We start from the raw sequence: 23,495 nt of genomic DNA on the forward strand, positions 1-23,495 counted from the left end.
CGATCCTGGTATTTTATCAATGATGAATTATGTATAATTGACTTTTATTGATACATTGAATCTTTGAGATCTTTGGATTCTATTTGTGCTTCTTTAATCAATATCTCTGCTTTTTCTGCTTCCTTCTGTAATGATGAAATATCACATACTGCACCTGGTATTAATTTAGACATTGCCATACAAAGATCTGCACTTGATTTAAAGTCTGGACCTGTTCCTTCAGTATGAAAAATAATTACAATTACATCTTGATTTAAAATACTTCCTTCATTTAGCAACATGCCGGGGATTCCAGGAACTGTACCGTTTTCTAATACTTTTAAACCTGCGTCTTTTACTTTTTTTCTAGCTGAATTAGTACTTCCAATTCCGATGATTTCTCCTTCACCGTTTGATGATTTTACTGCAACACTGCTGACAATTAATCCAACTTTGTGTTTTTTTGCCCAGTTTAGCATTGTTTTAGCAGTAATTCTTTGTAATGGTTGATCAATTGTAAGATATGATAAAAACACAGCAACTTTCAAATCTTTATTTACGAAAACCCTTGTTGGAAAATTTGGCTTCCCATTCTTTACTATGCTGATTGGAGGAAAACTCTCTGAATCAATTACTCCTGCTAATTCAAATTGTGATGTATGAATCATTGATTCCGTTGCTATTGCACTACTAAAACCCATAGACGGAAAACCATCTATCAGATAACCTCCCTCTAAATCCATCTTTATTAACTCTCTAACTTTAATTTTTGGAAACATTGATAATTTTTTGTATTGATCAAATAATAGCTTTTATCTAATTATGAACTGTTTTTCAATTTTGAAACAAGTGCTGAATAGATAAATGGTAAAATTGTTGTTACTTCTGCATGAAGAGTTGCCTGTTTTGCTTTTTGTGTTACTTTGCCCCATGAAATTGCCTCTCTTACTAATGCCCCGCTAAGACTACCATCAAACTCATGTGCTGTTGTAATGTAGAAAGCAAAATCTAATCCTTCTCTATATTGATTCCACCACAAGGTATGGTGTTTTGAAATTCCACCGCCAATCATAAATGCGCCTGATTTTTCAGCTTTGAAAATTAACCCTGATAATAGATTTGCATCCCCTGTCATGTTTAGTTTAAAATCACTATGTTTTTGTGTGAATAGCCAAATTTGACTACCTACCGCACCGTCCATAATTCCTGGCACTACAACATTGACGTCATTTTTGTATGCCCAATAAAGAAATGAATCTTCACCTAGATGCTTTCCAATCATTTTACATATTTCGGCAGTAGTCATTTCTTTTACTCCGTTTTGATATTCTTTTTCTAAAAACTCCTGCATCTTTTCTTCTATAAGTGGACCATAACTATCCATCGGAACGAGTACGTTGCCCAATCTGTGGATGTTTTGGTCTGCTAATTCCATATCGTCCATTGTAAATGAACCCTCTTTGTAATGTGAAAAATGTCTTGCAATGTCATGATCTAATGCACCACACGTTGTAACAGCTACATCGAACCATTTGTCTTTGATCATGTTTTTTATTATTCCTCTTAATCCAGTTGAAACAACAGCTCCTACAAACGAAATAAATCTTAAACACTGTTTATCCGCAATCATCTCTGATAGAATTTCTAAGCCATCTGATAGATTTACTGACTCAAATCCCCCTGATTGGGACAATTCATGAAAAATTTTTTCAATAGATGTGTTTGAATCAATTTCTATGTCTTTAACTGGACGACCTGGCTTTATCATGATTGTATTCGTCGACGTCAAGTATAAAATTCTGCCTTAATTGAAACAATTTTTTTAATTGTTTAAGAAAACTTTAAACCCGCCTAATAATACCATTTTTTGGTTGACTGGTAGAATTAAAGTTGCATTAGTAGGTATAGGAAATTGTTTTTCAGGATTGATTCAAGGAATTGAATATTATAGAAAAAACCCCTCTCAAGAGGTTACTGGAATTATTCATGATAAATTAGCTGGATATGGAATTCATGATATTGACTTTGTATGTGGATTTGATGTAGGTGAAAACAAAGTTGGAAAATTATTACATGAAGCGATTTATGAATTTCCAAATATGGTTAACTGGATTCCTAAAGATGAATTACCAAAAAATTCTGCCAAAGTCTATGAAAGTCCAATACTGGATGGCGTTGGATTATGGGTTGAAAACAGAATCAAACCTATTACAAGCACAAAAACTCCTGAACAAATAGCTGAAGAGGTAAAACAAATACTCAAAGACACTGGTGCTGAAATTATCGTATCTTATTTGCCTGTTGGGTCTGATAAAGTCACTGAATTTTGGGCTCAAATTTGCCTTGATACTAACACTGCATTTGTAAATTGTATCCCATCATTTATTGCGTCTGATGAAAAATGGGCAAAAAAATTCGAAGAAAAGAACATTCCATGTATTGGTGATGATATTAAAGGACAAGTTGGAGCGACCATTGTTCATAGAACTTTAGCTAAATTATGCAGTGATCGAGGAACAAAAATTGAAAAAACATACCAAATCAATGTTGGTGGCAATACTGATTTCCTTAACATGAAAGAACAAGATAGACTAGTGTCAAAGAAAATTTCTAAAACTGAAAGCGTTCAAAGTCAACTTAAGGAAAGACTAGATGATGATCAAATCTATGTTGGTCCCTCTGACTTCATTCCGTTTTTGGGTAATACTAAACTAATGTTTATGAGAATTGAAGGTCGCCAATGGGCTAATGTTCCATACAACATGGAGGTTAGATTAGAGGTGGATGATAAGGCAAACTCTGCAGGAATTGTAATTGATGCAATCAGATTGGCAAAAATTGCTCTTGACCGAGGTGTAGGAGGGCCTATCAAACCTGCAAGTGCTTATTTGATGAAGCACCCTATAGAACAAACATCTGATGTTGCAGCAAAAGTCGCATGTGAAAAGTTTGTTGCTGGTGACTAACTATTGAAACTTGTTTGAATCTGAAAATCTATTCTTTCTGCTCTTTTCATATTTTTCAAGCATAAATTCTCTTATGATCCCACGTTCCCCATTTAATTTTATGACTTTTGTTGTGACTATGTTACTCTTTTCAGTTAAATCTACAACGATACTATTTCCTCCAAATCGTATGTTTTCCACATTTGCAGCTAGGATTGGAATTCTGTTTTCAAGAGATCTGGCCTGAACGTAAATCTGCCATGGCTCTATGCCTTTTTTTACAATCCTGCTTGGTGAAAATAGAACTTGTGCTCCTTTTCTTGCAAAAGTATTTGCAACTTTGGGAAATACCATGTCGTAACAAATCATTACTCCAAATTTACAGGCGGTATTGAAGATTTTAGCCTCATTTCCAGGTTTCACGTTATCTCTTTCAAGTCCAAATGGGTGAATTTTCTCTTGTCTGCCTATTATTTCTCCTTCAGGGCCAATTATGGGTGAAATTATTGCTGGTTTTTTCTTTCCAGTTTCATAGAATGCTCCTGGTATAATCGTCATGGAATACTCTTTAGCAATTTTCTTAAATTCTGCAAATTCTGAATCAAAATCACTGAACTCGTTATTTTTTAGCCACTGTTCTGGCAGGCAAACAATATCTGCATCTTTTCTGCCTAATTTTTTAAGAATCTTTGAAACACGAAAAATTCCTTCCTCATTTGTATTACATGATGTAGTTTGAACTAATCCTAATTTGACCATGAATGTAGAATTATTCTATAGTAATTATAGGTAGGCGTAAACACACGATCATTTTTACACCTCATTCAAGTAATTACCCCTACGAAAAATATCATAACACAACAAGAAAAATTGCGCAATTATGTCAACTAAACTTGTTAACCATCGATTATCCAACGTTATGAGAAATATTTGTAATTGGTTCATGTTAAAAAAGTTGAGATCTATGGTTTCAAATCATTTGGGTTTAAGAATACTACTGTACAGTTTGAACCAGGTCTTGTATCGATCTCTGGTCCAAATGGTTCTGGAAAAAGTAACATCTTAGATGCAATAATTTTTGCAATGGGTGAAAACAAACCCAAAGTTATGAGGGTTGATAAATTACGATCTTTAATTCATGACATTGATGGAAATCATCGTGGCCCAAAAATGGCGAGATCCAGTGTACACTTTGATAATTCTGACAGAAAGATTCCTGTAGACTCTGATGTTGTTGAAATCACCCGGGAGATGGATGAAAATGGTGAAAATACATACTATCTAAATAAAAAGAAAACACAGCGAAACCATGTTCTTGATCTTCTTGACATGGCAAATGCCGGTCTAGGACAATTAAATGCAGTTCAACAAGGAACCGTTACTCGAATTTCAGAATTTACTTCTGAAGAAAAAAGACATACAATTGAAGATTTAATTGGTCTGTCCTATTTTGATGAGAAAAAAACTGAATCCATAAAACAATTAGAGGATGCAGACAGGAGATTGGAAATTGCCCTGGCTAAAATGGGTGAGATCAAAAAAAGAATAGATGAACTTGAAGAAGAAAGAAATCAAAAACTACGTCATGATATCTTGGAGCGAGAGTTAAATCGTTACAAGGCAATATCTGCAGCCAATAAAATGAAGGTAATTTCAAGTCAAAAAGAGTCAAAACAATCTGATTTGCACAAAATAACTGCTGAAATTGTAGCATTTGAAAGTGAACGTAATGAATTAAAGACCAAAATCAACGAACTTGATACTGAAAAAACAAAGTTGATGGCTGAAGCCAATGATTACAATCAGGCAAAAGCTTCCTTGGATATAGAAATTAGCTCTGCCATGGAACAATATGAGATTGACAATAGTGCAATATCGGCATCAAAGAAAAGATTACAACAAATTGATTCTAGACTTCCAGAAATTCAGGTTGAGCTAGAAGAGATTAATGTTGCAAGAAGTGATATTAATACACAGCTTCAAAAAATAAAAGAATCTATAGACGAAACAAATCTAAAGAAAAATAAAATTAATGATGATTTGCAAATAATCGATACACAAAGAAATAAGATCCTACTTGAGCAATCAGAGGCAGCTGCTAAAAAATCTGAAATAGATAACAAAATTAAATTATTAACAAATCAACTAAATGAAGCAAATCTAAAACTTTCTAAACTTGAACATGAGGAAGAAGAATCTAAAATTAAAATTCATAGCAATTCTGTAAAACTAACTGAACTAGAAAATGATATTGTTAAACTTACTGGATACCAATCTCAATTAGAGTCAATGTTAAAAAATCATACTGATACCATATCTGAATTAAAATCCAGAATATCAAAATTAAATTCAAGGAAATCTAAAATCATTAATGATATGGATGAATTGGGATTGATACTTGAAAAATCTAGTACAGCTGCAAATCAATATGAATCAAAAATTAAAACTGTAAAAGGATTCATGCATGAAGATTACACTGTTGCAAAATTAAAAGAAGATTCTGAAAAACTTGGTATTGAAGGATTGGTTTATGAAATGATTTCATGGGATAAACAATACGAGCGCTCTATATTGGCAGTAAGTTCAGATTGGATTAAAGCAATTGTTGTTAAAGATTTTGCAACATTACTTGGAATTGCGGAATTTGCAAGAAGTAAAAATCTCCCAAAACTAAAAATAATTCCGTTGGATGCCATTCCAAAATTCAATTTAACTCTTCCAAAAATATCTGGAATTGTGGGTGTCCTTTCAGATTATGTTGACTGTGATGCTGAATATTCTGCCCTCAAAACGTTTCTATTTGGAAATATTGTGCTTGCTGACACTCGAGAAACCGCATACAAAGTCTCCCAAATGGGTTACAAAACAGTAACTATGAATGGTGAATATTTTGAAGCGAAAGGCGGTACTGTAATTATTGACATTAATTCAAAAATTTCCAAACTCACAAAACTAATCTCGATGAGTAGTGATATTGATGGTTTATTCCAATCAATCAGTTTAATCAAAAAATATGTTCAAAAGAAAAAGCACTCCTTAAAAAAACTGGATGATTCTATTCAATCTTACAATGAGAGACTTTCAATTTCTGAAAACTCGTTAACATCTACAAATGAAAATTATTCCAATTTGAAATCTAGAATTACATCTGCAATTGCCATGAAGGAGCAACTCCGAAAACGAATCTCAGAATTAACTTTTAGAAATAATTCTATAGAGTCGGAGATAAAAACAACTGAATCTCATGTCGAATCACTACAACAACGTATTACAATAGTTGAGGAAAATTATGCAAGCGGTGAACAGGATCGTATTGCAAATGAATTGTCTCGAATTAACGTAAAAAAATCTGACATTGAAAAAATGTACACCACAATCATGAATGAATATCGTGATAAATCCTCACAGCAAACTACCTTACAAACTCAAGACAATAGAGAACAATCTCAATCCAATCGTCTTTCAAACGAAATAGATTCTTTGAATTTGGAGCATAGAGAATTGGAAAATAAGATTCAAGAATTAGAAAAACAAAAAGAAGCAAAAAGTGAAGTTCTTGTCAAATTAAGAGAAAAAGAACAAGAACTTATTTCTACATCTGGTTCTTCCATTGGTCACCTTAAAGAATTTGATGATAAGCTGAGTGTTCTTAGAGAACAAACATCTGATCTTACAAAACAAATCAATGTTTTGGAACGTCAATCTGATTCATTAAATCGTGATCTTCATGATTTGGTTGAAAACGAAACTAAGTTACAGCAAATTCTTACTGCTTTTGGATTTGATAAAAATATGGAAACTTTTGATGTTGAACCTATTGTTCAAGGCTTGAGCACAGAATTATCTTCTCTTAGCGCATTAAATGCAAAAGCTCCCGAAACATATCTTGAAGTATCTTATGGTTATCGGTCAATGTCTACTAGAAAGAACTCTCTTGAGGAAGAACGAAACTCTATTGTAAAATTCATCGAGGATATTGAAAAAGATAAACGACAAACATTCTTGGATGCATTTGATAAAGTAGATAAAGAAATACGACTAATTTTCAACAAAATGACTGGGGGAAATGCTTGGTTAGAATTACAAAATGAAGATGACATATTTAATTCTGGAATTTCATATCTAATTCAATTCCCAAATAAACCTAAAAGAGAATCCACATCAATCAGTGGTGGTGAAAAAACATTAGCTGCTATTGTATTTGTTCTTGCATTGCAAAAGCTAAAACCCTCACCTTTCTATCTCTTCGACGAAGTGGATGCTCATCTTGATGCACCAAACTCTGAGCGCCTTGCTAATATTTTAGAAGAACGATCCAAAGAAAGCCAATTCATTATGGTATCTCTAAAAGACTCTGTTATACAAAAAGCTAAATTGATTTATGGTGTTTTTCCAAAGAATGGTGTTTCTAATGTTGTTACTTACAAAGATAAACGCATGCAATCTGTAAGAACAACCTAATCTAGTTTTACATAACATGCAGAATAATGTTCATTGCTTACTTTTTCTAAGTGTGGCTCTTGAATGCATTTTTCAATGACATAAGGACATCTTGCCCTAAATCTACACCCTTGAAAAACATCCACGTCTACTGGCATATTTATTCTGATTTTTCTTTCTCTGTGTATGTTTTCTGGATCAGGCTCTGAAATTGCATCAATTAATGCTTGAGTGTATGGATGTTTGGGCATCAATAAGACTTGGTCAACAGGCCCAATCTCTACAATTTTCCCCATATACAGTATTCCTATCCTTTGACCAAAATATCTCGCAGTCGCTAAATCATGAGTAATGTAGATGAATGAAATATTGTGTTTTTTTTGTAACTCTTGCATCAACTCTAACATTTCTGCTCTGATTGATACATCTAACATTGACACTGGTTCGTCTGCTAAAATCACTTTTGGTTTTAATGCCAAAGCTCTTGCTAAAACTACTCTTTGTCTTTGCCCTCCTGATAACATGTGAGGATATTTTTTAATAATATCTTCAGCAGGTTCTAGTTTTACTTCGTGTAATACCTCAATTACTCTTTTCAGTCTTTCATCCTTGTTTCCAAAACTATGAATCTCTAGGGGTTCTGATACAATATCTCCTATTTTCATTCTTGGATTTATTGAATCGTAAGGATCTTGCTGAATCATTTGACAATTCATTCTAATTTTATCTAAATTCTTTTTTTCGTTATCAATCTCTTGTTCTTCAAAAAAGATTTTTCCAGAATCTAATTTAATTGATTTTAGAATTAGTTTTGCAATTGTTGATTTTCCAGAACCTGATTCTCCGGCTAGAACAAAAACTTCCCCTTTTTTAACAGAAAATGATACGTCATCTGTTGCTCTAACTGTTGAAGATTCTGATCCAAAAATTCCTTTTTTTGTAAAATATTTTTTTAAATGTTCTACTCTTAATACCTCACTCATTGAATATCGTTGAAAATAGAAGTATATCAAGAAAATGATTCATGCGTGAAATATGGGATAAAGCATTTATGTTAAATAAAGACCTGTTTAATACTTGAACGACACAATTCAAAAAAATCTTCAATATAAAAAATACATTCTAGATTCTAAACTTCAATACTTTAAACCTCATTCTAGTGCAGTTGAAAAAACTTTCGCAGAAGAAATATCTTACAGTCTTAGTCAAGATCCCAAATTTATCAGTCCTAAATTTTTTTATGACAAAAAAGGCTCAGATTTGTTTGAAAAAATTTGTTCCTTACCTGAATACTACCCCACACGAACTGAAATCAGTATTCTGGAAAAATTACAGTCTGAATTACCTAACTTTCTTGATGATACTTTTCAATTGGTAGAACTTGGGAGTGGTGCCTCTGTTAAAACCCGCTTAGTGCTTGATATTTTTACTAAACTGCAAACGAAAACTGAATATTTTCCAATAGATATATCTGAAATTCTTACCGAAAGCTCTGAATTATTACTCAAAGATTATGATAGTCTCCACATTACTGGGATTATTGATACTTATGAAGGAGGTTTGGAATTCCTCAAAAATTATGATGATAAAAAAAATTTAATCTTGTTTTTAGGTTCAAGTTTTGGAAATTTCACCCCTGATGAAGGACGTAAATTTTTACAAACAATTCATTCTATGATGAAACCTGGGGATTTGTTTCTAATTGGGTTGGACCTAGTTAAAGACAAACAAATTCTAGAATCTGCGTATAATGATTCACAAGGAGTTACTTCCGAATTCAATCTTAATGTTCTTTCTAGAATTAATGATGAACTTGATGCTGATTTTAATCTAAATGATTTTTCACATTATTCAGTTTACAATTCAAAAGATCAAAGAATTGAGATGTATCTTAAATCATTGGTAAATCAATCTGTTGTAATTTCAAAATCTAATCTCTTGCTTAATTTGTTAAAAGACGAATTGATTCATACTGAACACTCTCACAAGTATGGATTAGATCAAATTCATAATTTATTGAATGACGTAAAATTTGAAATAAAACATACATGGTTAGATGACAATAATTATTTTTCTTTAACTCTAGTATCTAAAAACTAAACATCCTCAGCACATCTAAACCCTGAGAATAACCATCTTTCGTCTAGCCTGAAGAAGTTTCTATAACTTCCTCTAATTGACATGTTTGGAGTTGCAAATGATCCTCCTTTCAAGACTTTTTGATTTGTAAACCATTTATCATTATACTCATCAAATCCTGATTTGAATCCTGGATACCCCATAAATTCTGAGGAAGTCCATTCCCAAACATCTCCGATCATTTGTTGACATCCACATGGACTGCTACTTTCAGGAAATGTTCCAATCTCGGTACATCCCCAATAATGTGATTCAAATAAATTACATTTTTCTATTGTTGGATAATCATTTCCCCATGGATAGATTGTTTTTTCTTGTCTTTCTTCATTCCAACATGCAGCTTTTTCCCATTCTGCCTCTGTCGGCAATCTTTTCCCAGCCCATTTACAATATGCATCTGCTTCATAGTAACTTACATGACATACTGGTTCATTTGGATTGATATCTCTGATTCCTAAAAAGTCTCTTATGTTCCATTTGTCCTCTATTTTTTCCCAATACATTGGGGCCTTCCATTGATTATCTTTTACTCTCTCCCATCCGTCAGATAGCCAATACTTGTAAGTATCATACCCGCCATCTTCTATAAATTCTAGATACTGTTGATTTGTAATTGGATACATGTCAATTTTGTAATCATTGAGGTATACTTTGTGTTGAGGTAATTCGATATCATAACAAAATCCATTTCCATTATACCCCATTGTATATAGCCCCCCTGTTATGTGGATTGATTTTTTTTCAATATTATGTTGATTTTTAATTTCATTTTTTCTTAGTGGTTTGTATTGTTCAGCTAGTAAATGTTGTAAATCATATACAAGAAGCTCTTGATGTTGACATTCATGATGAAATCCCATTGTGATCAATTTTATCTGCTCATCATTCAATGTGTTCGTTTGAATGAATTTTTCAACTCTTTGATTGATCGTGTTAAAATACTGAAAAATCTGATCAACTGTTGGTCTTGAAACTACTCCTCGTAATCCTTTGTCATGTGGTACTCCAAACTGTTGATAATAGGAATTTAGATACTCGGAAAATTCTTTTGAATAAAACTTATAATTTTTATCGATTTTACTCATGATTGCTTCATAGATCCAACTTACGTGTCCTATGTGCCATTTTGGCGGGCTCATAAAAAATGCTGTTTGGACCACAAAATCATCGGTTTCTAAATTTTTGACTATTTCGAGTGTTCTACTTCTTGTTTCTTTAAATTGTTCCAAAAGTGATTTCTTTTCTTCTAATTGGGGAGTAGTTGTCAATAATTCAAATTATTTTTTTCCATTATTATGTTTGATCCTTTTTTTATTGATATCCCACAATGTTTTTTATCGGCTGATTTGTACTTTGATACATGTCTGATGAATCTTTGAATCAAAAATGTGATTTGTTGTTAAAAGAACCTGAAATTCGTTTTGCTGGATTTTTGGATATGATGGGTAATCTTGTAGTTGGTTCTTTTCGTAAGGGGTTAGAACCTCTAAAAAATGAAACCGAACGAAAAAAAATGTTTGTTGAAGCTGTATTAAGAATTAGAACAAGACAAGATTTTGACGAAAATCTTGGGCCTGTAACATATGCTGCTGCCAGACGAAAGAATATTGTGACATTTACTTTTTTAGTTGATAACAAAGTTCTCTTTGTCTCAGCAGAGCCTAATGTTGATATTGATAAAACAGCAAATAAAATATTGAATTTATGCTCTGTTTAATATTGTCTTAATACCCTCTTGCAAAAATTGGGATTGAAATACTCTGTTCATTACAGTAGATGCATTTTTGATTGGTGTCTTCACTGCCAAATGGCAATACTCTGATGTCCGCACCTGTCTCCTCTTTGATTTTTTCCTCACATTCTATTTTTCCGCACCATGGAGCATTGAAGAAACCTCCTTTCTCAATTTTTGATTTAAATTCTGTATAGTTTGAAATATCTATTGAATTTGTTTTAGCTTTGACTCTTGCATTTTCAAGCATCTTTTTTTGGATTTCATCTAAAATTGTCCCAATTGTTTCTATTTCTGAAAACCTTAAATTTGATTTTTCACGATTATGTCTTTTTGCTATCACTATGCTTTCTTTCTCAATATCCTTAGGCCCAATTTCTATGCGTAGTGGAATTCCTTTTAATTCCCCGTCGTTGAATTTGTACCCTGGGGATAATCCTTCCCTGTCATCAACATGTACTCTGATTTTTTTTGCTTCAAGAATTTTTTTAATCTCTTCTACTTTTGATAATACTGTGTTCTTCCCCTCATCGTTTTTGTAAATTGGAACAATTAACACTTGAACTGGGGCTACATTTGGTGGCAATACTAGACCTTTGTCATCTCCATGTACCATGATCATAGCTCCTATTAATCTCCATGATACTCCCCATGAAGTTTGCCATGCAAAATGCTCTACATTATCCTTATCTGCAAATTTCACTTCAAATGGTTTTGAAAAATTTTGTCCTAGAAAATGAGATGTACCCATTTGAAGAGCTTTGCCGTCTGGCATTATTGATTCCATTGTAGTTGTGTATACTGCCCCTACAAATTTTTCCTTCTCGCTTTTCTTTCCTGTGATGACTGGAATTGCCAATTCCTCTTCTACGGTATTTTTATAAATCTCTAAAATCTTCATCACTTCTTTTTCTGCTTCATCTTGTGTTGCATGTACTGTGTGACCTTCTTGCCATAGAAACTCTGATGTTCTAAGAAATGGTTTTGTAGCTTTAATCTCTGCTCTTAGTGCTGTGTTCCAAAAATTAATTTTTAGTGGAAGATCTCTCCAACTTTGAATCCATTTGGAATACATCGTATATGCTAATGTTTCAGATGTAGGTCTTAATGCCAATCTGTCCCCTATTTCGTTGGTACCTGAATGAGTGACCCAAAATACCTCTGGATTAAATCCTGCAAAATGTTTTTTTTCTTTACCTAGTAATGATTCTGGAATTAATACTGGGAGAAATCCATTTTTAATTCCATTCTTTGCAAATTTTTTGTCAAATGTGCTTCTTAATGACTCCCAAATAGAATATCCGTCTGGTCTGAGAACTATGAGACCCTTAACTGGTGCATAATCTGCTAGTTTTGCTTTAAGAACTACTTGTGTGTACCATTCGCTAAAATCCTCTTCTTTTGAAACTGTAATCCCAACATCTTCCTTACTCAAACTAAAATTCCAAGATTTAATTTAACTAATGAGCCTTTCGTGATGATTTTGGATGGAGTTTTATGGTTTTAGTTTGTCGCCTTTACAGAGTACTTTTCCCATAACCCTGCTTTGGAAATTTGGACATACAAAACATTGAATGAATTGAATATTTTCTTTTAAAACTGGACATTCTACAAATTCTTGTTTCATTTTTTTAAGCATTTTTGGGCTAACTCCTTTTAGTTTCAATTTACCTTTGTCATCCATCATTCCTGATGCTTTTAATTCTTCTTTGACGTCTTCTGGTAGTTTTTGCTTGTCTTCCGTTTCTTTGATTACTACTTCGTATTTGTGTTCGAGCTCGTCCATATGTATTCTCAAAACACTCGGTGATTTATTATTAGCGTTTTTCTGATCTAAAAAAAGTTTAAACTTTAATATAATTAGCAATTTTTTTCCAAATCAGAAGTCTATTGCTAATAATTTTTGATGTTGAAGGTGTTTTGTATGACGAAGAATATTTGCCGCTTTTGGCAGAAAAACTCCACAAAGAAGATGAAATTTGGGAAATTACTAAACAAGGAATTCAAGGTAAAATTAACTGGGAAGAGGGGCTTCGAACTAGAGTTGCTGCCTTGAAAGGTCTTGACATGAAAACTTGTCAAGATGTATCTGATTCTTTACCTATTATGACCGGTGCAAAGGAAGCATGCAGAATTCTAAAAGCAGCTGGCTGGAAACTCATGGCAGTTTCAGGTGGATTTGGATTAATGATGGATAGATTACAAAAAGAATTGGGATTGGACTATGTTTACTCTAATGATCTGATCTTTAAAGATGGAAAACTTGATGGAGTGACAATTCATGTTGATTCTGACAAATCAAAATCTGCAAAAATCAAAATTGCTGAATGGGGTGAGAAGAAAGAAGATATTGTGTGTGTGGTAGATGGCGCAAATGATGTAAAGTTGTTTGACATTTGTGGATTGGGTATAGCATATCGTGCTCAAGATATTGTCAAAGATTTGGCTACTACTACTTTGGAAGAAAAAGATCTCTCAAAGATCCTTGATATTATTAACAAACATTACAAATTAGAATTAGAAACTCCCACCCCTGCCTAAACGATTTTTTAGTCCATTCTGATGAGATATTTTACTTGCAAATTATTCCAATTCATGTAGAAAAAGAGATCGTTCCATCCGATGATCTTTCTGATTTGATTTTAAATTCTGAAAAAATTCTTGAGGGGGATATCATAGTTGTTGCACAAAAAATTATTTCTAAACAAGAGGGGAGGTCAATTAAACTGTCTACTGTTACCCCTTCATTACTTGCAGAAGGCATAAGCTCTCAATATCAAAAAGATCCTAGAATAACTGAATTAATTTTGTCTGAGTCCAAACGAATAATCCGTATGGGGCATGGTATACTTATTGTTGAAACAAATAATGGTTTCATTTGTGCAAATGCAGGTGTGGATGAAAGTAATGTGGAACATGGTTATGCTACTTTGTTGCCTGAGAACTCTGATATATCTGCACAAAATATTCGCAATAAAATCTTAGAACAAACTCAGAAACATGTCGCAGTAATTATTTCTGACACCTTTGGTCGTCCATTTAGAATGGGCCAAACAAATTGTGCAATCGGAGTTTCTGGTCTGAATCCTATTTTAGATTATGCCGGAACCTTTGATTCGTTTGATAAAGTTTTGCGAGTAACTGCAATTGCAATAGCTGATGAACTTGCTTCTGCAGCAGAATTAGTAATGGGCAAATCCCTGAAATGTCCCTTCGTAATCATACGTGATTATCAATTTAACATTGAGGAACACATAACAGATGAATTAATTCGCCCTGAAAATGAAGATCTCTTTAGATGATTCTCTTCAATAAGATTATTATCTAATGAAGCGTATTTTAATTGAATTGCCAATCAATGCTGAATTACACTGCCATAATTCTTTTTCAAATTTTCATGTTGGGAATGAAGACCCTCCTTACGATTGTAATGTTTCTATTCGAGATCAATTAGTGCGCTCACATGATTTAGGATTAGATGCAATTTTTGTAACAAATCATAATACTCTTGATGGATATGATCAATTATTAGAATACAAAAAGGATCATGCAAAATTCAAAAATATTGGTGTTTTCCCTGCAGAAGAGATTACAATTGACACTGGCGCTCATATCTTGGCATATGGAATTCATGATGCTATTGTACCTGGACTTTCACTTGAAGAAGTAATTGACGAAGTAAAAAAACAAGGTGGTATATCATCTGCTCCACATCCATTTAGTTTACTTGATGCATTACGTGATAATGCCAAAAAATGTGACATGGTTGAGGTTTTCAATAGTAATAATATCGATGTGATATCAAATGCCCGTGCAACCGAATTTGCATTAAATAATAATATGACTCAAGTTGCAGGAAGTGATTCACATGTATTGTCAACTTTAGGAAGATGTGTGAATGTAATTGATTCTGAAAATAATCTTGATGATATTTTATCTGCAATGAAAAGTAGTAAAATCAAAATATCTCAAACAGGTTACGCACAACAAACAGAAACACTTGAGCATCTTAGATACAAAATTAACACATCCAGAGAATACATGGCTGATTACATTTCTGAACACTATCCAAATGAAAAATGGCTTTTTGCACTATTGTTGAGAATTTATGATTCAAATCAAAACAGTCCAATGTGGTCTTTATTTTATAAGATTGGAATCTATTTGATGAAACGAATTTCACAAAAAATCAATTTCCAAAATCATGATCCTAGTTTTATGAGGGACCGAAATCTCGCTACAATGTTCAAAATGGCATTGTAAAAACTAAAATGTGTTATTAATGAATTAAAAATCCAGATTAGTTATATCCATGATATGTCTATACTGATTAGAATTGCAAACTTACATTTTACTAACATGTGAACCTGGTCATGAAAAAGAAATTATTACTCATCTAAAAAGTTTGGATAGTGTAATTGAAGTGAATGGTATTTGGGGCAAATATGATATTTTTCTCAAAGTACATCATGATGCAGAATCTGGTTTAGACAAAATAATTGAAACGTTACGTCGTGTAGAAAATATCACTAGCACATACACCATACCTATATTATATGGTCAAGGTGGGTCAATCGACGATTAAATTCAAATTTTTGAATCATTTCATGTTTCAATATTTTTCAAAATTTAAGAACACGTACTTAGATAAATCCACACTTTGTATAAAATCTGTATAGATTTTAATATGACAAAACGTCTTTGATGAAATAGATATCAATGTCTGAATCAACTGAAAAAAAATTAGATGCGACTGGATTGTTTTGCCCTGAACCTGTGTTTCGAACAAAAATTGAAATTGAAAGAATGCAAGTAGGTGAAACACTAACTGTATCTGCAGATGATCCTGCAGCTGAAGATGACATCTCTAGATGGGTCACAAGAAATGGTCATGAGTTAGTAAACATGTCTAAAAATGGAGATGTTATTACTTTTCAAATTAAAAAGGTGAAATAACCAAATTATGACTACTGTTAGTGATACCGACGTGTTAAATCGTGTTGGCAACACCCCTCTTGTTAAATTAGATTCTCTTTCCCATGACGATGTAGAATATTTTGCAAAATTAGAAGGTCATAATCCATTTGGGTCTGTTAAAGATAGAGCAGCATATTGGATGATCAAAGACGGTGAAGAAAAAGGAATTCTGAAAAAAGGTCAAAGTATCATAATTGAACCCACTTCTGGAAATACCGGTATTGCGTTAACTGGAATTGCAAATTTGTTAGGCTATAAAGTTGAGATAGTAATTCCTGAAAAAGCTAGTAATGAAACTAAGGACATTATTCGGAATTTAGGTGCTAAGGTTTTTGAAACTAGTGATGATCTATGTCCAAAAGTTGGGGCTGGTACTGACCAAAGCATTGCACTTGCAACATCCATTGCATCTTCTAGGCCTGACACATATTATTCTCCAAATCAATATGCAAATGAAGCAAATTTTATGGGTCACTACAAAGGAACAGGACCTGAAATCTGGAAACAAACTGATGGTAAAGTAACTCATTTTTTTACTGGTGTTGGTACTGGTGGCACAATCACTGGAATTGGAACTTTTCTTAAAGAACAAAATCCTCATGTTAAGATTATTGGATGCCAACCACAACAGAACCATTTGATTCAAGGGTGGAGGAATTTTGAGGAATCTGCAAAACCTGACTTATTTCTAAAAAGAGAAAATGTTGTAGATGATTGGGTTTCTGTAGATAACGCTGAAGCATTTTCAGTTGTAAAGGAAGTTTTTGCAAAAGATAGATTATTAATCAGTCCTTCTTCAGCGGCTGTTTATGCTTGCATGAAAAAATATCCTATAAAAGAAAATGCATGTGTGGTAGGAATATTTGCAGATGATGGTAGAAAATTCAAAAGTGTTTATGCGGCTCAAAACATTATGACTGAGGAAGAATTTGAAAATTCATTAAAAGATGCCAAGTATATGTCTGAATTGGCATACTGACTTTACTCTATCATTTTCTTCAACTGTTTCTCATAAAATTCCCTAAATAAAGAATTCATGTCCATTTCATGTCTCAAACATTTGTTGCTATGTTCAATGATTTCATTTTTAATTTCTCTACTCCATTGACTTTGCTGTTTGTCTTTGTGGTCTATAATTGATGGATTTTCTTTGATTTTTTCCATAATCTCTATCAAAGTTACTGCCAACTGACGAAATTTACTTGTACGCAATAGAAACATTTGTGATTCTTCTTTATTTACTAGATTCATCATTGCATACACTTGATTGTAATATTCTAATGCTTTTTGATGATATTTTTTAAAATCATCAATTCTGTTTTGCCAATAATCCTTGGATGTTTTTTCTTCTATTTTGTAACTGAATTGTATTTCTCCTAGATTCATTCCTAATTTTGCTAATTTTTCGCCATGCTCTTTTACTGCTTTTCTGAGATTTTCTGGATCTTGGCTCATGAGATTAGTTTGAGTACTACCAATAAAGAGTTTAAATTTTAAATTTCTCCCAAGCGTCTTTAGATTTTTTTGAGTAATATGTGATACATTGCTCGCAAAATGAATCCCATTCACTAATATCTAACTTCTTAAAAAATTCTAATGACCACTTGTACGTGGGTTCTTTTCTATATTGGAATTGCTGGATTGTGTAGATATTTTTCTCATAAAATTTATTCAAGCATTTTTTGCATTGAGCATTTTTCATCACTGTTTGTCTGCACTTTCTGTTAGATATTTGTCTACATCTATTGCTGCCATGCAACCAAATCCTGCTGCTGTAATTGCTTGTCTGTAACTTCGATCATGTACATCGCCAGCTGCAAAGACTCCTTCTATGTTTGTATGAGTTTTGTTTTTTAAAACAACGTATCCTTCATCATCTAACTCTATCTGACTTTTGAATAATTTAGTATTTGGCTCATGTCCAATTGCCACAAATAAACCTCCTGCATCAAGTGTTGTTTCTTCACCTGTTTTTAGATTTTTTATAACTACCTGTTGCATCTTCTGATTTCCTTTGATATCTGTTACAGCTGAATCCCAATGAAATTTAATTTTGTTATTGTTAAGAGCTCTTTCTTGCATCACTTTACTAGCGCGTAATTCACTTCGTCTATGAATTAGATGAACCGTTGTTGCAAATTTTGTAAGAAATGTTGCTTCTTCAATAGCTGAATCTCCGCCGCCTACTACTACGATTTCCTGATTTCTAAAAAATGGACCATCACATGTTGCACAATATGACACTCCTTTACCTCCAAATGTTTGTTCTCCCTCCAGTCCTAATTTTCTAGGGTTTGCACCTGTGGCAATTATTACTGCACGTGCCTCGTATTCTTCTGATGCTGTTAGAACTTTGAATGGTGTTCGTCTGAAATCCACATTTACTACTTCATCATCGATAATGGTAGTTCCCATTCGCTGTGATTGCTTTCGCATATCGATCATTAAATCTGGGCCCATTATCCCATTTTCAAATCCAGGATAATTCTCAACTTCTGTTGTGTTGACTAGCTGACCTCCTGGAAGTATTCCAGATAAAATTAAAGTATCATAACCTGCTCTTGAACAATAAATTCCTGCAGTGTATCCAGAAGGCCCTGCACCAATGATTACCACATCAAATTTTGTTTTACTTTTATCAGGTGTTTTTGGATTGTCATCATTTGTTTCTAACACTGTTGCACCTGCATCTGCTGCCATCATGTGTTGGATCTATTAATTTCAATAATTTAAGTGAATATCCCTTATGTTTACTCGTTTTTCATTCTCAAAAGTATCTGATCACATATTCTACGCATTTCCGAATCTGATCCTACACTAGATATTTTTACAATGTCTGTAGTGGTTACAATTCCTATAATCTGATCGTTTTCTTTGACAGGTAGTTTGTGAATTTGTTTCTCTTTCATCAATTCAGATGCTTCCCAAATTGTTTCTTCACCGTCAATTGTAATTAACGGTGATGACATTACTTCTGAAATTTCTGTAAATAATGGTCTTCCTTCCGCGGCAACCTTAGTTACAAAATCCCGCTCTGTAATAATCCCAATTGGACTTTTATCATCTAAAATTACTACACACCCAACTTTTAGACTTCTCATCTTTTCTGCTGCTTCTTGTAATGAAACAGATTTATCCAGAGTTAAAACATTTTTACTCATTATTTGGTTTACAAATGTACTGTGCATGCCGTGTTATTATTTATCAATTATATGATGTAAATTCTAAATTATCATGATTGAAAATCAATCTAGATAATCACTGTAGTCTTAAAATTCAAAGTATTCTGATGTAATTTATGGTGATAAAAACTAAGAAAATACTTGTTCCTCTTGATGGTTCAAAAAATTCACTTCGGGGGTTAGATATGGCTATTCATATTGCACGACAATCTCAAGGGACTATTACTGCATTGGCCGTAAAATCCGTACCTGGAATATATGCCATTCATCCACTAGGATTTCTGGATTTTAATTCTATGACTGAAGTAAAAAAATTACTTGAAGATGCAAAGGTTAGAGCTGCAAAAAAAGGAATTCAGTTAACTGGAAAGGCGATATCGGGGGATCCTGGATATGACATTGCTCGTTTTGCAAACAATTCTAAAAACAGAATCGATTTAATTGTGATTGGTGCACGTGGACTTGGATCTGCCAAAGAACTATTCTTAGGTAGTGTTTCTAATTATGTCTTACATAAATCCAAAAAACCTGTATTGATTGTAAAATAAGTATTTCGCAATATTGACTTGATTTTTCTCCTTGATGCGTCATAACATTATTGCGCTAAGACATTCACAATATCTGATTTGGTGATAATTCCCACCAGTTTTGATTTGTTGACTACTGGAAGTCCACTAATGTCATATTTGATCATCAGTGTTATTGCAATCTTTACGTCCTTGTTCATTTCTACTGTAATTGGGTTTGGTGACATTATGTCTGTGGCATGAAATGGAAACAAGTAACTCATTTGATTTGAATGTATTTCTTCTAAACCTTTTTTGAATTTATATTCCTGCACTTCTTTTGGGTCTGCAGATTCTGCAATCCATTGTGGAATCTTTGCTGGTACGAAATCCCTGAACGTAATTACTCCTACTGGTTTCTGGTTTCTTTTTATGATGACTCTGGAGATTCCATACTTTATCAATAAACTTTCAACATAAAGTATGGGATCACTTGGTTGTGCAGTGATTACTTCCTTTTTCATTATTTCTGAAGTTTTTATTTGCGTGGATTCTTTTGTAAGGAACACTTTGACAAGATCTGTTTCTGTTACAATCCCGTTCAGTGTTTTATCCTCATTTACAACAATTACTAGACTAATTCTATGTTTTTTCATCATTTTTGCACATTCTTGGACTGAATTTTCCTTAGTCAATACAAATATTTTTTTTTGAATGAATTCTTTTGCTTTTACTGAGTTAATCGGTTTTGTACCTAATTCATAAATTTTTTTAGCAATGTCTCTCTCAGTGATTACCCCCACTGGTGTTTTTTTATCTAGAATTATCACTCGTTTTACCTTGTTTTTTAACAAAATTTCTCTTGTTTTCATTAGAGTGGCGTTTGGACTTACGGTAATTGGCTTTGAAATAAACTCCGATAATCTCAAATCTTTTACGTCCACAAAAACACTGTTTTTTTAATTTGATAAATATGTCACTAACGATATCACTGTTGAAAATCATATTTGGTAATTATTGAAAAGATATTTACTTCCATTTTATATGGGATAGATATGAATAATCTTCAAAAATTATCATTCCTAGGGTCTGTTGAAAATTATGTTTAAGAATATCCTTGTACCTTTTGATCTGTCTAGTCAGTCTACAAGGGCTTTTAAAATGGCATTAGATATTGCAAAAAAATATGATTCTAAAATTACATTACTTACTTGCATTGAGGGTGATGCCTGGCATCACAAATATTACGATGCAAGAGCTGATTCTGAACTAATTAAAAAGCAGAAAAAAGTCTCGAAAAAACACCTTGAAGATCTAGAATCTTTAGCATCTAAAAACAATGTTTCTATCTCTTCTAGTATTATTACTTCAAAATCCGTGGTTAATGATATTGTTACATTTGCAAAATCTCGTAAACATGATCTTGTTGTAATTGGCTCTCATGGACGAACCGGTCTTGACAAGCTACTTTTAGGTAGTGTTGCAAACGGCGTATCTCAAAGAATAAGGTGTCCTGTGCTTATTGTCAAGTAAATCTGTGGTGTAATTGATTTCAATTATAGGTAGCGGCCGAGTTGGCAGTTCTATTGCATTTCTTTGCATGTCTCATGTTTTAGATGATGTTTTACTAGTTAACCGTAATGAAAATAAAGCGATAGGTGAAGCATTGGATATCTCCAATGCAATTCCTTCTAATTCTGAGTTTTCTATCCGAGGAACATCTGATTATTCAAAAATTATTGGCTCCAAAATTGTTGTAATCACTGCAAGCACAGGTGTGTACTTGAAAAATAGATCTGAAAATATGACATCTCAGGTAGATACTATTCGAGATATCGCAAAAAAAATAAAACAATATTGTCCCAATGCCATAATTTTATTAATTTCAAATCCACTAGATGTTCTAACATATGTTTTTCAAAAAGCAACTTTATTTCCTCGATTCAAAGTAATAGGGATTGCTTCTAGTTTAGATTCCAGCAGGTTCAGATACTTGATTTCCAAAAAATTTGCTATGCCTCAATCATTGATTTCTAATGCACTTGTTATTGGTGAACATGGTGATTCCATGATTCCTATCTTTTCTGGTGTTTCTGTTGATGGTAATGCATTATCCTCTATGCTCGATGCTACTGAAAAAATTACCATGACAAATGAAATTCGGAATTATTGGAAGAAATTAAGAATCTACAAGAGTCGTTCTCAATTTGGCATTGCCAAACAAACCTATGATGTAATTGAAACTATTCTTAACTCAAAAGAAATTCTTATTCCTGCTTCTATAGTTCTTGAAGGTGAATATGGTGAAAATAATGTTGCGATGGGCATTCCTGTTAAAATCGATAAAAATGGAGTTTCTGAAATTCAAATTATTACACTTGATGAATCTGAATCTAATTTAATTAGGGCATCGTCCAAAAAGATTAAAGATCAACTAAGTTCATTGAGTATCTAATTTTTGAGTTCTTCAAATAGTTTCTGATGCTTATTGCAAAATTTTTTGTTTTCAATTTGAGTATGAAAAAGATCTTTTTGCCAATGTGCATTATATAATCTACAATCTGAATTATCGCAGAATGCATCTCCTGTTTCATAATACATTATTGCCTGTAAAATATACCCCTTTGCAATTTCAGATAATCTCGAATCATGATATTCTAAAAATTCACCTTTGTATTTTTTTTTCAATTCTTCAATTTTTTCGTCTGTAAACTCTGTCATTAGTTCCAAATAGTACTTTTTTGGTTTTGCAGGTGCCTCTATCATTCCTGTCGTTGAAATAATCATCGGATTTGATCCAATTAATGCTCTTGCGTGATATCTAAAATCACCATCATCAAATGTACATGTAATTTTATTTGTAAAAATGATATGGAGCGTATAAAGATCATTTTCATTTATTGGGATAAATTCGGCAACTTTCTTATGGAATTCAAATCCATCATATAGTATCTTCTCCTCATTTTCTGACATGTCTGTATTTTCTATTTCAATTTTTATTTCCTCCACTGTTGGTGTGTGTTTTTGAAATGGGTTTTTCAAATCAAATATTCTGGTACTTGCAATCTCTTCGAATTTTCTTTCATCAAGATTTTTGAAGAAATTGTCTCTTATTTCCACTGTTACTGGAAATGTGTTGATGATGAATTTCTTTATTTCTACTATCTGAATTTCGGGAACAGTGGGCTCATCATACAGAATAATTTTAGAAATTTTCAACAAAAAAGATACGTTTTGATGATTTATCTTTCTAACGTCTAATTTTTTTAAAGGATTAGACGAATTTTGTATATAAACAACTTCCAAACCCCTTCCACATACAGAACATTGCAAATAGCATTTTCAGATAATTCAACTAAAATAGAAGTCATAGGAACATGTCTTATTTGAGATGATTAATTCGGAAAAATGAAAACTAGACTATTGATAATTACTGGAATTTCGATAACTGTCTTCTTAATGGGGGTAATTGCATATCCGACTATTAATGAAGTGACATTTGATGATGATTTCTCACATGATATTCCAACTGCTCTAGATGATACTCCGCCTTTAGAAACAGAACCTGTACGTACTATTTCTGATACTCCGGAAA

The 23,495-nt window shown here is 32.8% G+C and carries 26 protein-coding genes; 14 read left to right on the forward strand and 12 right to left on the reverse strand.

Annotated elements, in window-relative coordinates; all coding sequences use genetic code 11:
• Positions 1 to 44: 44 nt before the first annotated feature.
• Together BD31_RS04120 and BD31_RS04125 are read right to left on the reverse strand one after the other, a co-directional pair.
• Positions 45 to 758, reverse strand: coding sequence for a proteasome assembly chaperone family protein (locus BD31_RS04120; protein ID WP_008299006.1), 714 nt, complete (start codon positions 756 to 758; stop codon positions 45 to 47).
• A 41-nt stretch (positions 759 to 799) separates the two neighbouring features.
• The gene (locus BD31_RS04125) at positions 800 to 1,747 is read right to left on the reverse strand and encodes a deoxyhypusine synthase (protein ID WP_008298943.1); all 948 of its coding nucleotides are present in this window, start codon (positions 1,745 to 1,747) and stop codon (positions 800 to 802) included.
• A 103-nt stretch (positions 1,748 to 1,850) separates the two neighbouring features.
• Here BD31_RS04125 and BD31_RS04130 point away from each other — a divergent pair, with 103 nt between their 5' ends.
• A complete protein-coding gene (locus BD31_RS04130; protein ID WP_008299016.1) occupies positions 1,851 to 2,945 on the forward strand; it encodes an inositol-3-phosphate synthase in 1,095 nt (364 codons plus the stop codon).
• On the opposite strand, the gene BD31_RS04135 is transcribed toward BD31_RS04130, so the two are convergent.
• A complete protein-coding gene (locus BD31_RS04135) occupies positions 2,946 to 3,683 on the reverse strand; it encodes a carbon-nitrogen hydrolase family protein (RefSeq protein WP_008298992.1) in 738 nt (245 codons plus the stop codon).
• Between the two features lie 177 nt (positions 3,684 to 3,860).
• Here BD31_RS04135 and BD31_RS04140 point away from each other — a divergent pair, with 177 nt between their 5' ends.
• Positions 3,861 to 7,385, forward strand: coding sequence for a chromosome segregation SMC family protein (locus tag BD31_RS04140; protein WP_008299031.1), 3,525 nt, complete (start codon positions 3,861 to 3,863; stop codon positions 7,383 to 7,385).
• On the opposite strand, the gene BD31_RS04145 is transcribed toward BD31_RS04140, so the two are convergent.
• Complete coding sequence (locus tag BD31_RS04145) at positions 7,382 to 8,347, reverse strand: ABC transporter ATP-binding protein (protein WP_008299000.1); 966 nt, start codon at positions 8,345 to 8,347, stop codon at positions 7,382 to 7,384. The two genes, BD31_RS04140 and BD31_RS04145, sit on opposite strands and share 4 nt — an antisense overlap.
• A 94-nt stretch (positions 8,348 to 8,441) precedes the next feature.
• Between BD31_RS04145 and egtD the strand changes: the two genes are divergently transcribed.
• Complete coding sequence (gene egtD, locus BD31_RS04150; protein WP_008299048.1) at positions 8,442 to 9,464, forward strand: L-histidine N(alpha)-methyltransferase; 1,023 nt, start codon at positions 8,442 to 8,444, stop codon at positions 9,462 to 9,464.
• On the opposite strand, the gene egtB is transcribed toward egtD, so the two are convergent.
• Entirely contained in the window at positions 9,461 to 10,771 is a 1,311-nt protein-coding gene (gene egtB / locus BD31_RS04155) for an ergothioneine biosynthesis protein EgtB (RefSeq protein ID WP_008299022.1), read from the reverse strand. The two genes, egtD and egtB, sit on opposite strands and share 4 nt — an antisense overlap.
• A 92-nt stretch (positions 10,772 to 10,863) precedes the next feature.
• Here egtB and BD31_RS04160 point away from each other — a divergent pair, with 92 nt between their 5' ends.
• Complete coding sequence (locus BD31_RS04160) at positions 10,864 to 11,220, forward strand: DUF6659 family protein (protein WP_008299002.1); 357 nt, start codon at positions 10,864 to 10,866, stop codon at positions 11,218 to 11,220.
• 7 nt (positions 11,221 to 11,227) lie between these two features.
• On the opposite strand, the gene proS is transcribed toward BD31_RS04160, so the two are convergent.
• Positions 11,228 to 12,670, reverse strand: coding sequence for a proline--tRNA ligase (proS, locus tag BD31_RS04165; RefSeq protein WP_008299035.1), 1,443 nt, complete (start codon positions 12,668 to 12,670; stop codon positions 11,228 to 11,230).
• A 60-nt stretch (positions 12,671 to 12,730) separates the two neighbouring features.
• Positions 12,731 to 13,021 carry a hypothetical protein gene (locus BD31_RS04170; RefSeq protein ID WP_008298923.1) on the reverse strand — a complete coding sequence of 97 codons (291 nt, stop codon included), beginning with the start codon at positions 13,019 to 13,021 and terminating at the stop codon, positions 12,731 to 12,733.
• A 104-nt stretch (positions 13,022 to 13,125) separates the two neighbouring features.
• On the opposite strand from BD31_RS04170, the gene serB reads away from it, so the two are divergent.
• From serB to BD31_RS04200, 6 genes are all read left to right on the forward strand, one after another.
• Complete coding sequence (serB, locus tag BD31_RS04175) at positions 13,126 to 13,776, forward strand: phosphoserine phosphatase SerB (RefSeq protein ID WP_008298969.1); 651 nt, start codon at positions 13,126 to 13,128, stop codon at positions 13,774 to 13,776.
• Positions 13,777 to 13,811: 35 nt separating this feature from the next.
• Complete coding sequence (gene cofE, locus BD31_RS04180) at positions 13,812 to 14,537, forward strand: coenzyme F420-0:L-glutamate ligase (protein ID WP_008298946.1); 726 nt, start codon at positions 13,812 to 13,814, stop codon at positions 14,535 to 14,537.
• Between the two features lie 25 nt (positions 14,538 to 14,562).
• Positions 14,563 to 15,498, forward strand: a complete 936-nt coding sequence (locus tag BD31_RS04185) for a PHP-associated domain-containing protein (protein ID WP_008298950.1) — start codon at positions 14,563 to 14,565, stop codon at positions 15,496 to 15,498.
• A 73-nt stretch (positions 15,499 to 15,571) separates the two neighbouring features.
• Positions 15,572 to 15,820: an Lrp/AsnC ligand binding domain-containing protein gene (locus BD31_RS04190; RefSeq protein WP_008299014.1), complete on the forward strand. Its 249-nt coding sequence runs from the start codon at positions 15,572 to 15,574 to the stop codon at positions 15,818 to 15,820.
• 134 nt (positions 15,821 to 15,954) lie between these two features.
• Complete coding sequence (locus tag BD31_RS04195; RefSeq protein ID WP_008298931.1) at positions 15,955 to 16,191, forward strand: sulfurtransferase TusA family protein; 237 nt, start codon at positions 15,955 to 15,957, stop codon at positions 16,189 to 16,191.
• A 7-nt stretch (positions 16,192 to 16,198) separates the two neighbouring features.
• A complete protein-coding gene (locus tag BD31_RS04200; protein WP_008298952.1) occupies positions 16,199 to 17,191 on the forward strand; it encodes a cysteine synthase family protein in 993 nt (330 codons plus the stop codon).
• Between the two features lie 2 nt (positions 17,192 to 17,193).
• On the opposite strand, the gene BD31_RS04205 is transcribed toward BD31_RS04200, so the two are convergent.
• From BD31_RS04205 to BD31_RS04220, 3 genes are all read right to left on the reverse strand, one after another.
• A complete protein-coding gene (locus BD31_RS04205; protein WP_008299043.1) occupies positions 17,194 to 17,667 on the reverse strand; it encodes a hypothetical protein in 474 nt (157 codons plus the stop codon).
• A 246-nt stretch (positions 17,668 to 17,913) separates the two neighbouring features.
• Positions 17,914 to 18,915: a thioredoxin-disulfide reductase gene (gene trxB, locus BD31_RS04215; RefSeq protein ID WP_048097436.1), complete on the reverse strand. Its 1,002-nt coding sequence runs from the start codon at positions 18,913 to 18,915 to the stop codon at positions 17,914 to 17,916.
• A 47-nt stretch (positions 18,916 to 18,962) separates the two neighbouring features.
• Entirely contained in the window at positions 18,963 to 19,400 is a 438-nt protein-coding gene (locus BD31_RS04220) for a CBS domain-containing protein (protein ID WP_008299024.1), read from the reverse strand.
• Between the two features lie 110 nt (positions 19,401 to 19,510).
• On the opposite strand from BD31_RS04220, the gene BD31_RS04225 reads away from it, so the two are divergent.
• On the forward strand, positions 19,511 to 19,942 hold the full coding sequence (locus BD31_RS04225; RefSeq protein ID WP_008298977.1) for a universal stress protein: 432 nt from the start codon (positions 19,511 to 19,513) through the stop codon (positions 19,940 to 19,942).
• Between the two features lie 47 nt (positions 19,943 to 19,989).
• Here BD31_RS04225 and BD31_RS04230 read toward each other — a convergent pair whose 3' ends face one another.
• Positions 19,990 to 20,844, reverse strand: coding sequence for a CBS domain-containing protein (locus BD31_RS04230; RefSeq protein WP_008298919.1), 855 nt, complete (start codon positions 20,842 to 20,844; stop codon positions 19,990 to 19,992).
• A gap of 157 nt (positions 20,845 to 21,001) precedes the next feature.
• Here BD31_RS04230 and BD31_RS04235 point away from each other — a divergent pair, with 157 nt between their 5' ends.
• Both BD31_RS04235 and BD31_RS04240 read left to right on the forward strand, forming a co-directional pair.
• Entirely contained in the window at positions 21,002 to 21,433 is a 432-nt protein-coding gene (locus BD31_RS04235; RefSeq protein ID WP_052319562.1) for a universal stress protein, read from the forward strand.
• A 13-nt stretch (positions 21,434 to 21,446) separates the two neighbouring features.
• The gene (locus BD31_RS04240; protein WP_008298926.1) at positions 21,447 to 22,355 is read left to right on the forward strand and encodes a lactate/malate family dehydrogenase; all 909 of its coding nucleotides are present in this window, start codon (positions 21,447 to 21,449) and stop codon (positions 22,353 to 22,355) included.
• Here the strand turns inward: BD31_RS04240 and BD31_RS04245 are convergent.
• Complete coding sequence (locus BD31_RS04245) at positions 22,352 to 23,206, reverse strand: DUF6775 family putative metallopeptidase (RefSeq protein ID WP_306459941.1); 855 nt, start codon at positions 23,204 to 23,206, stop codon at positions 22,352 to 22,354. The genes BD31_RS04240 and BD31_RS04245 overlap by 4 nt on opposite strands.
• A 102-nt stretch (positions 23,207 to 23,308) precedes the next feature.
• Here BD31_RS04245 and BD31_RS04250 point away from each other — a divergent pair.
• A partial coding sequence (locus tag BD31_RS04250; protein ID WP_008298998.1) for a hypothetical protein occupies positions 23,309 to 23,495 on the forward strand: 187 nt, incomplete at its 3' end.

This window comes from Candidatus Nitrosopumilus salarius BD31 (assembly GCF_000242875.2).
GTDB classification, from domain to species: Archaea; Thermoproteota; Nitrososphaeria; order Nitrososphaerales; family Nitrosopumilaceae; genus Nitrosopumilus; species Nitrosopumilus salarius.

Excerpts from the sequence above, each read along its gene's own strand:
- BD31_RS04120 (WP_008299006.1), bottom strand. The coding sequence starts at position 758 with ATGTTTCCAAAAATTAAAGTTAGAGAGTTAATAAAGATGGATTTAGAG.
- BD31_RS04125 (WP_008298943.1), bottom strand. The coding sequence starts at position 1,747 with ATGATAAAGCCAGGTCGTCCAGTTAAAGACATAGAAATTGATTCAAAC.
- BD31_RS04135 (WP_008298992.1), bottom strand. The coding sequence starts at position 3,683 with ATGGTCAAATTAGGATTAGTTCAAACTACATCATGTAATACAAATGAG.
- BD31_RS04145 (WP_008299000.1), bottom strand. The coding sequence starts at position 8,347 with ATGAGTGAGGTATTAAGAGTAGAACATTTAAAAAAATATTTTACAAAA.
- BD31_RS04160 (WP_008299002.1), top strand. The coding sequence starts at position 10,864 with ATGTCTGATGAATCTTTGAATCAAAAATGTGATTTGTTGTTAAAAGAA.
- BD31_RS04170 (WP_008298923.1), bottom strand. The coding sequence starts at position 13,021 with ATGGACGAGCTCGAACACAAATACGAAGTAGTAATCAAAGAAACGGAA.
- BD31_RS04185 (WP_008298950.1), top strand. The coding sequence starts at position 14,563 with ATGAAGCGTATTTTAATTGAATTGCCAATCAATGCTGAATTACACTGC.
- BD31_RS04195 (WP_008298931.1), top strand. The coding sequence starts at position 15,955 with ATGTCTGAATCAACTGAAAAAAAATTAGATGCGACTGGATTGTTTTGC.
- BD31_RS04200 (WP_008298952.1), top strand. The coding sequence starts at position 16,199 with ATGACTACTGTTAGTGATACCGACGTGTTAAATCGTGTTGGCAACACC.
- BD31_RS04205 (WP_008299043.1), bottom strand. The coding sequence starts at position 17,667 with ATGAGCCAAGATCCAGAAAATCTCAGAAAAGCAGTAAAAGAGCATGGC.
- trxB (WP_048097436.1), bottom strand. The coding sequence starts at position 18,915 with ATGATGGCAGCAGATGCAGGTGCAACAGTGTTAGAAACAAATGATGAC.
- BD31_RS04220 (WP_008299024.1), bottom strand. The coding sequence starts at position 19,400 with ATGCACAGTACATTTGTAAACCAAATAATGAGTAAAAATGTTTTAACT.
- BD31_RS04225 (WP_008298977.1), top strand. The coding sequence starts at position 19,511 with ATGGTGATAAAAACTAAGAAAATACTTGTTCCTCTTGATGGTTCAAAA.
- BD31_RS04235 (WP_052319562.1), top strand. The coding sequence starts at position 21,002 with ATGTTTAAGAATATCCTTGTACCTTTTGATCTGTCTAGTCAGTCTACA.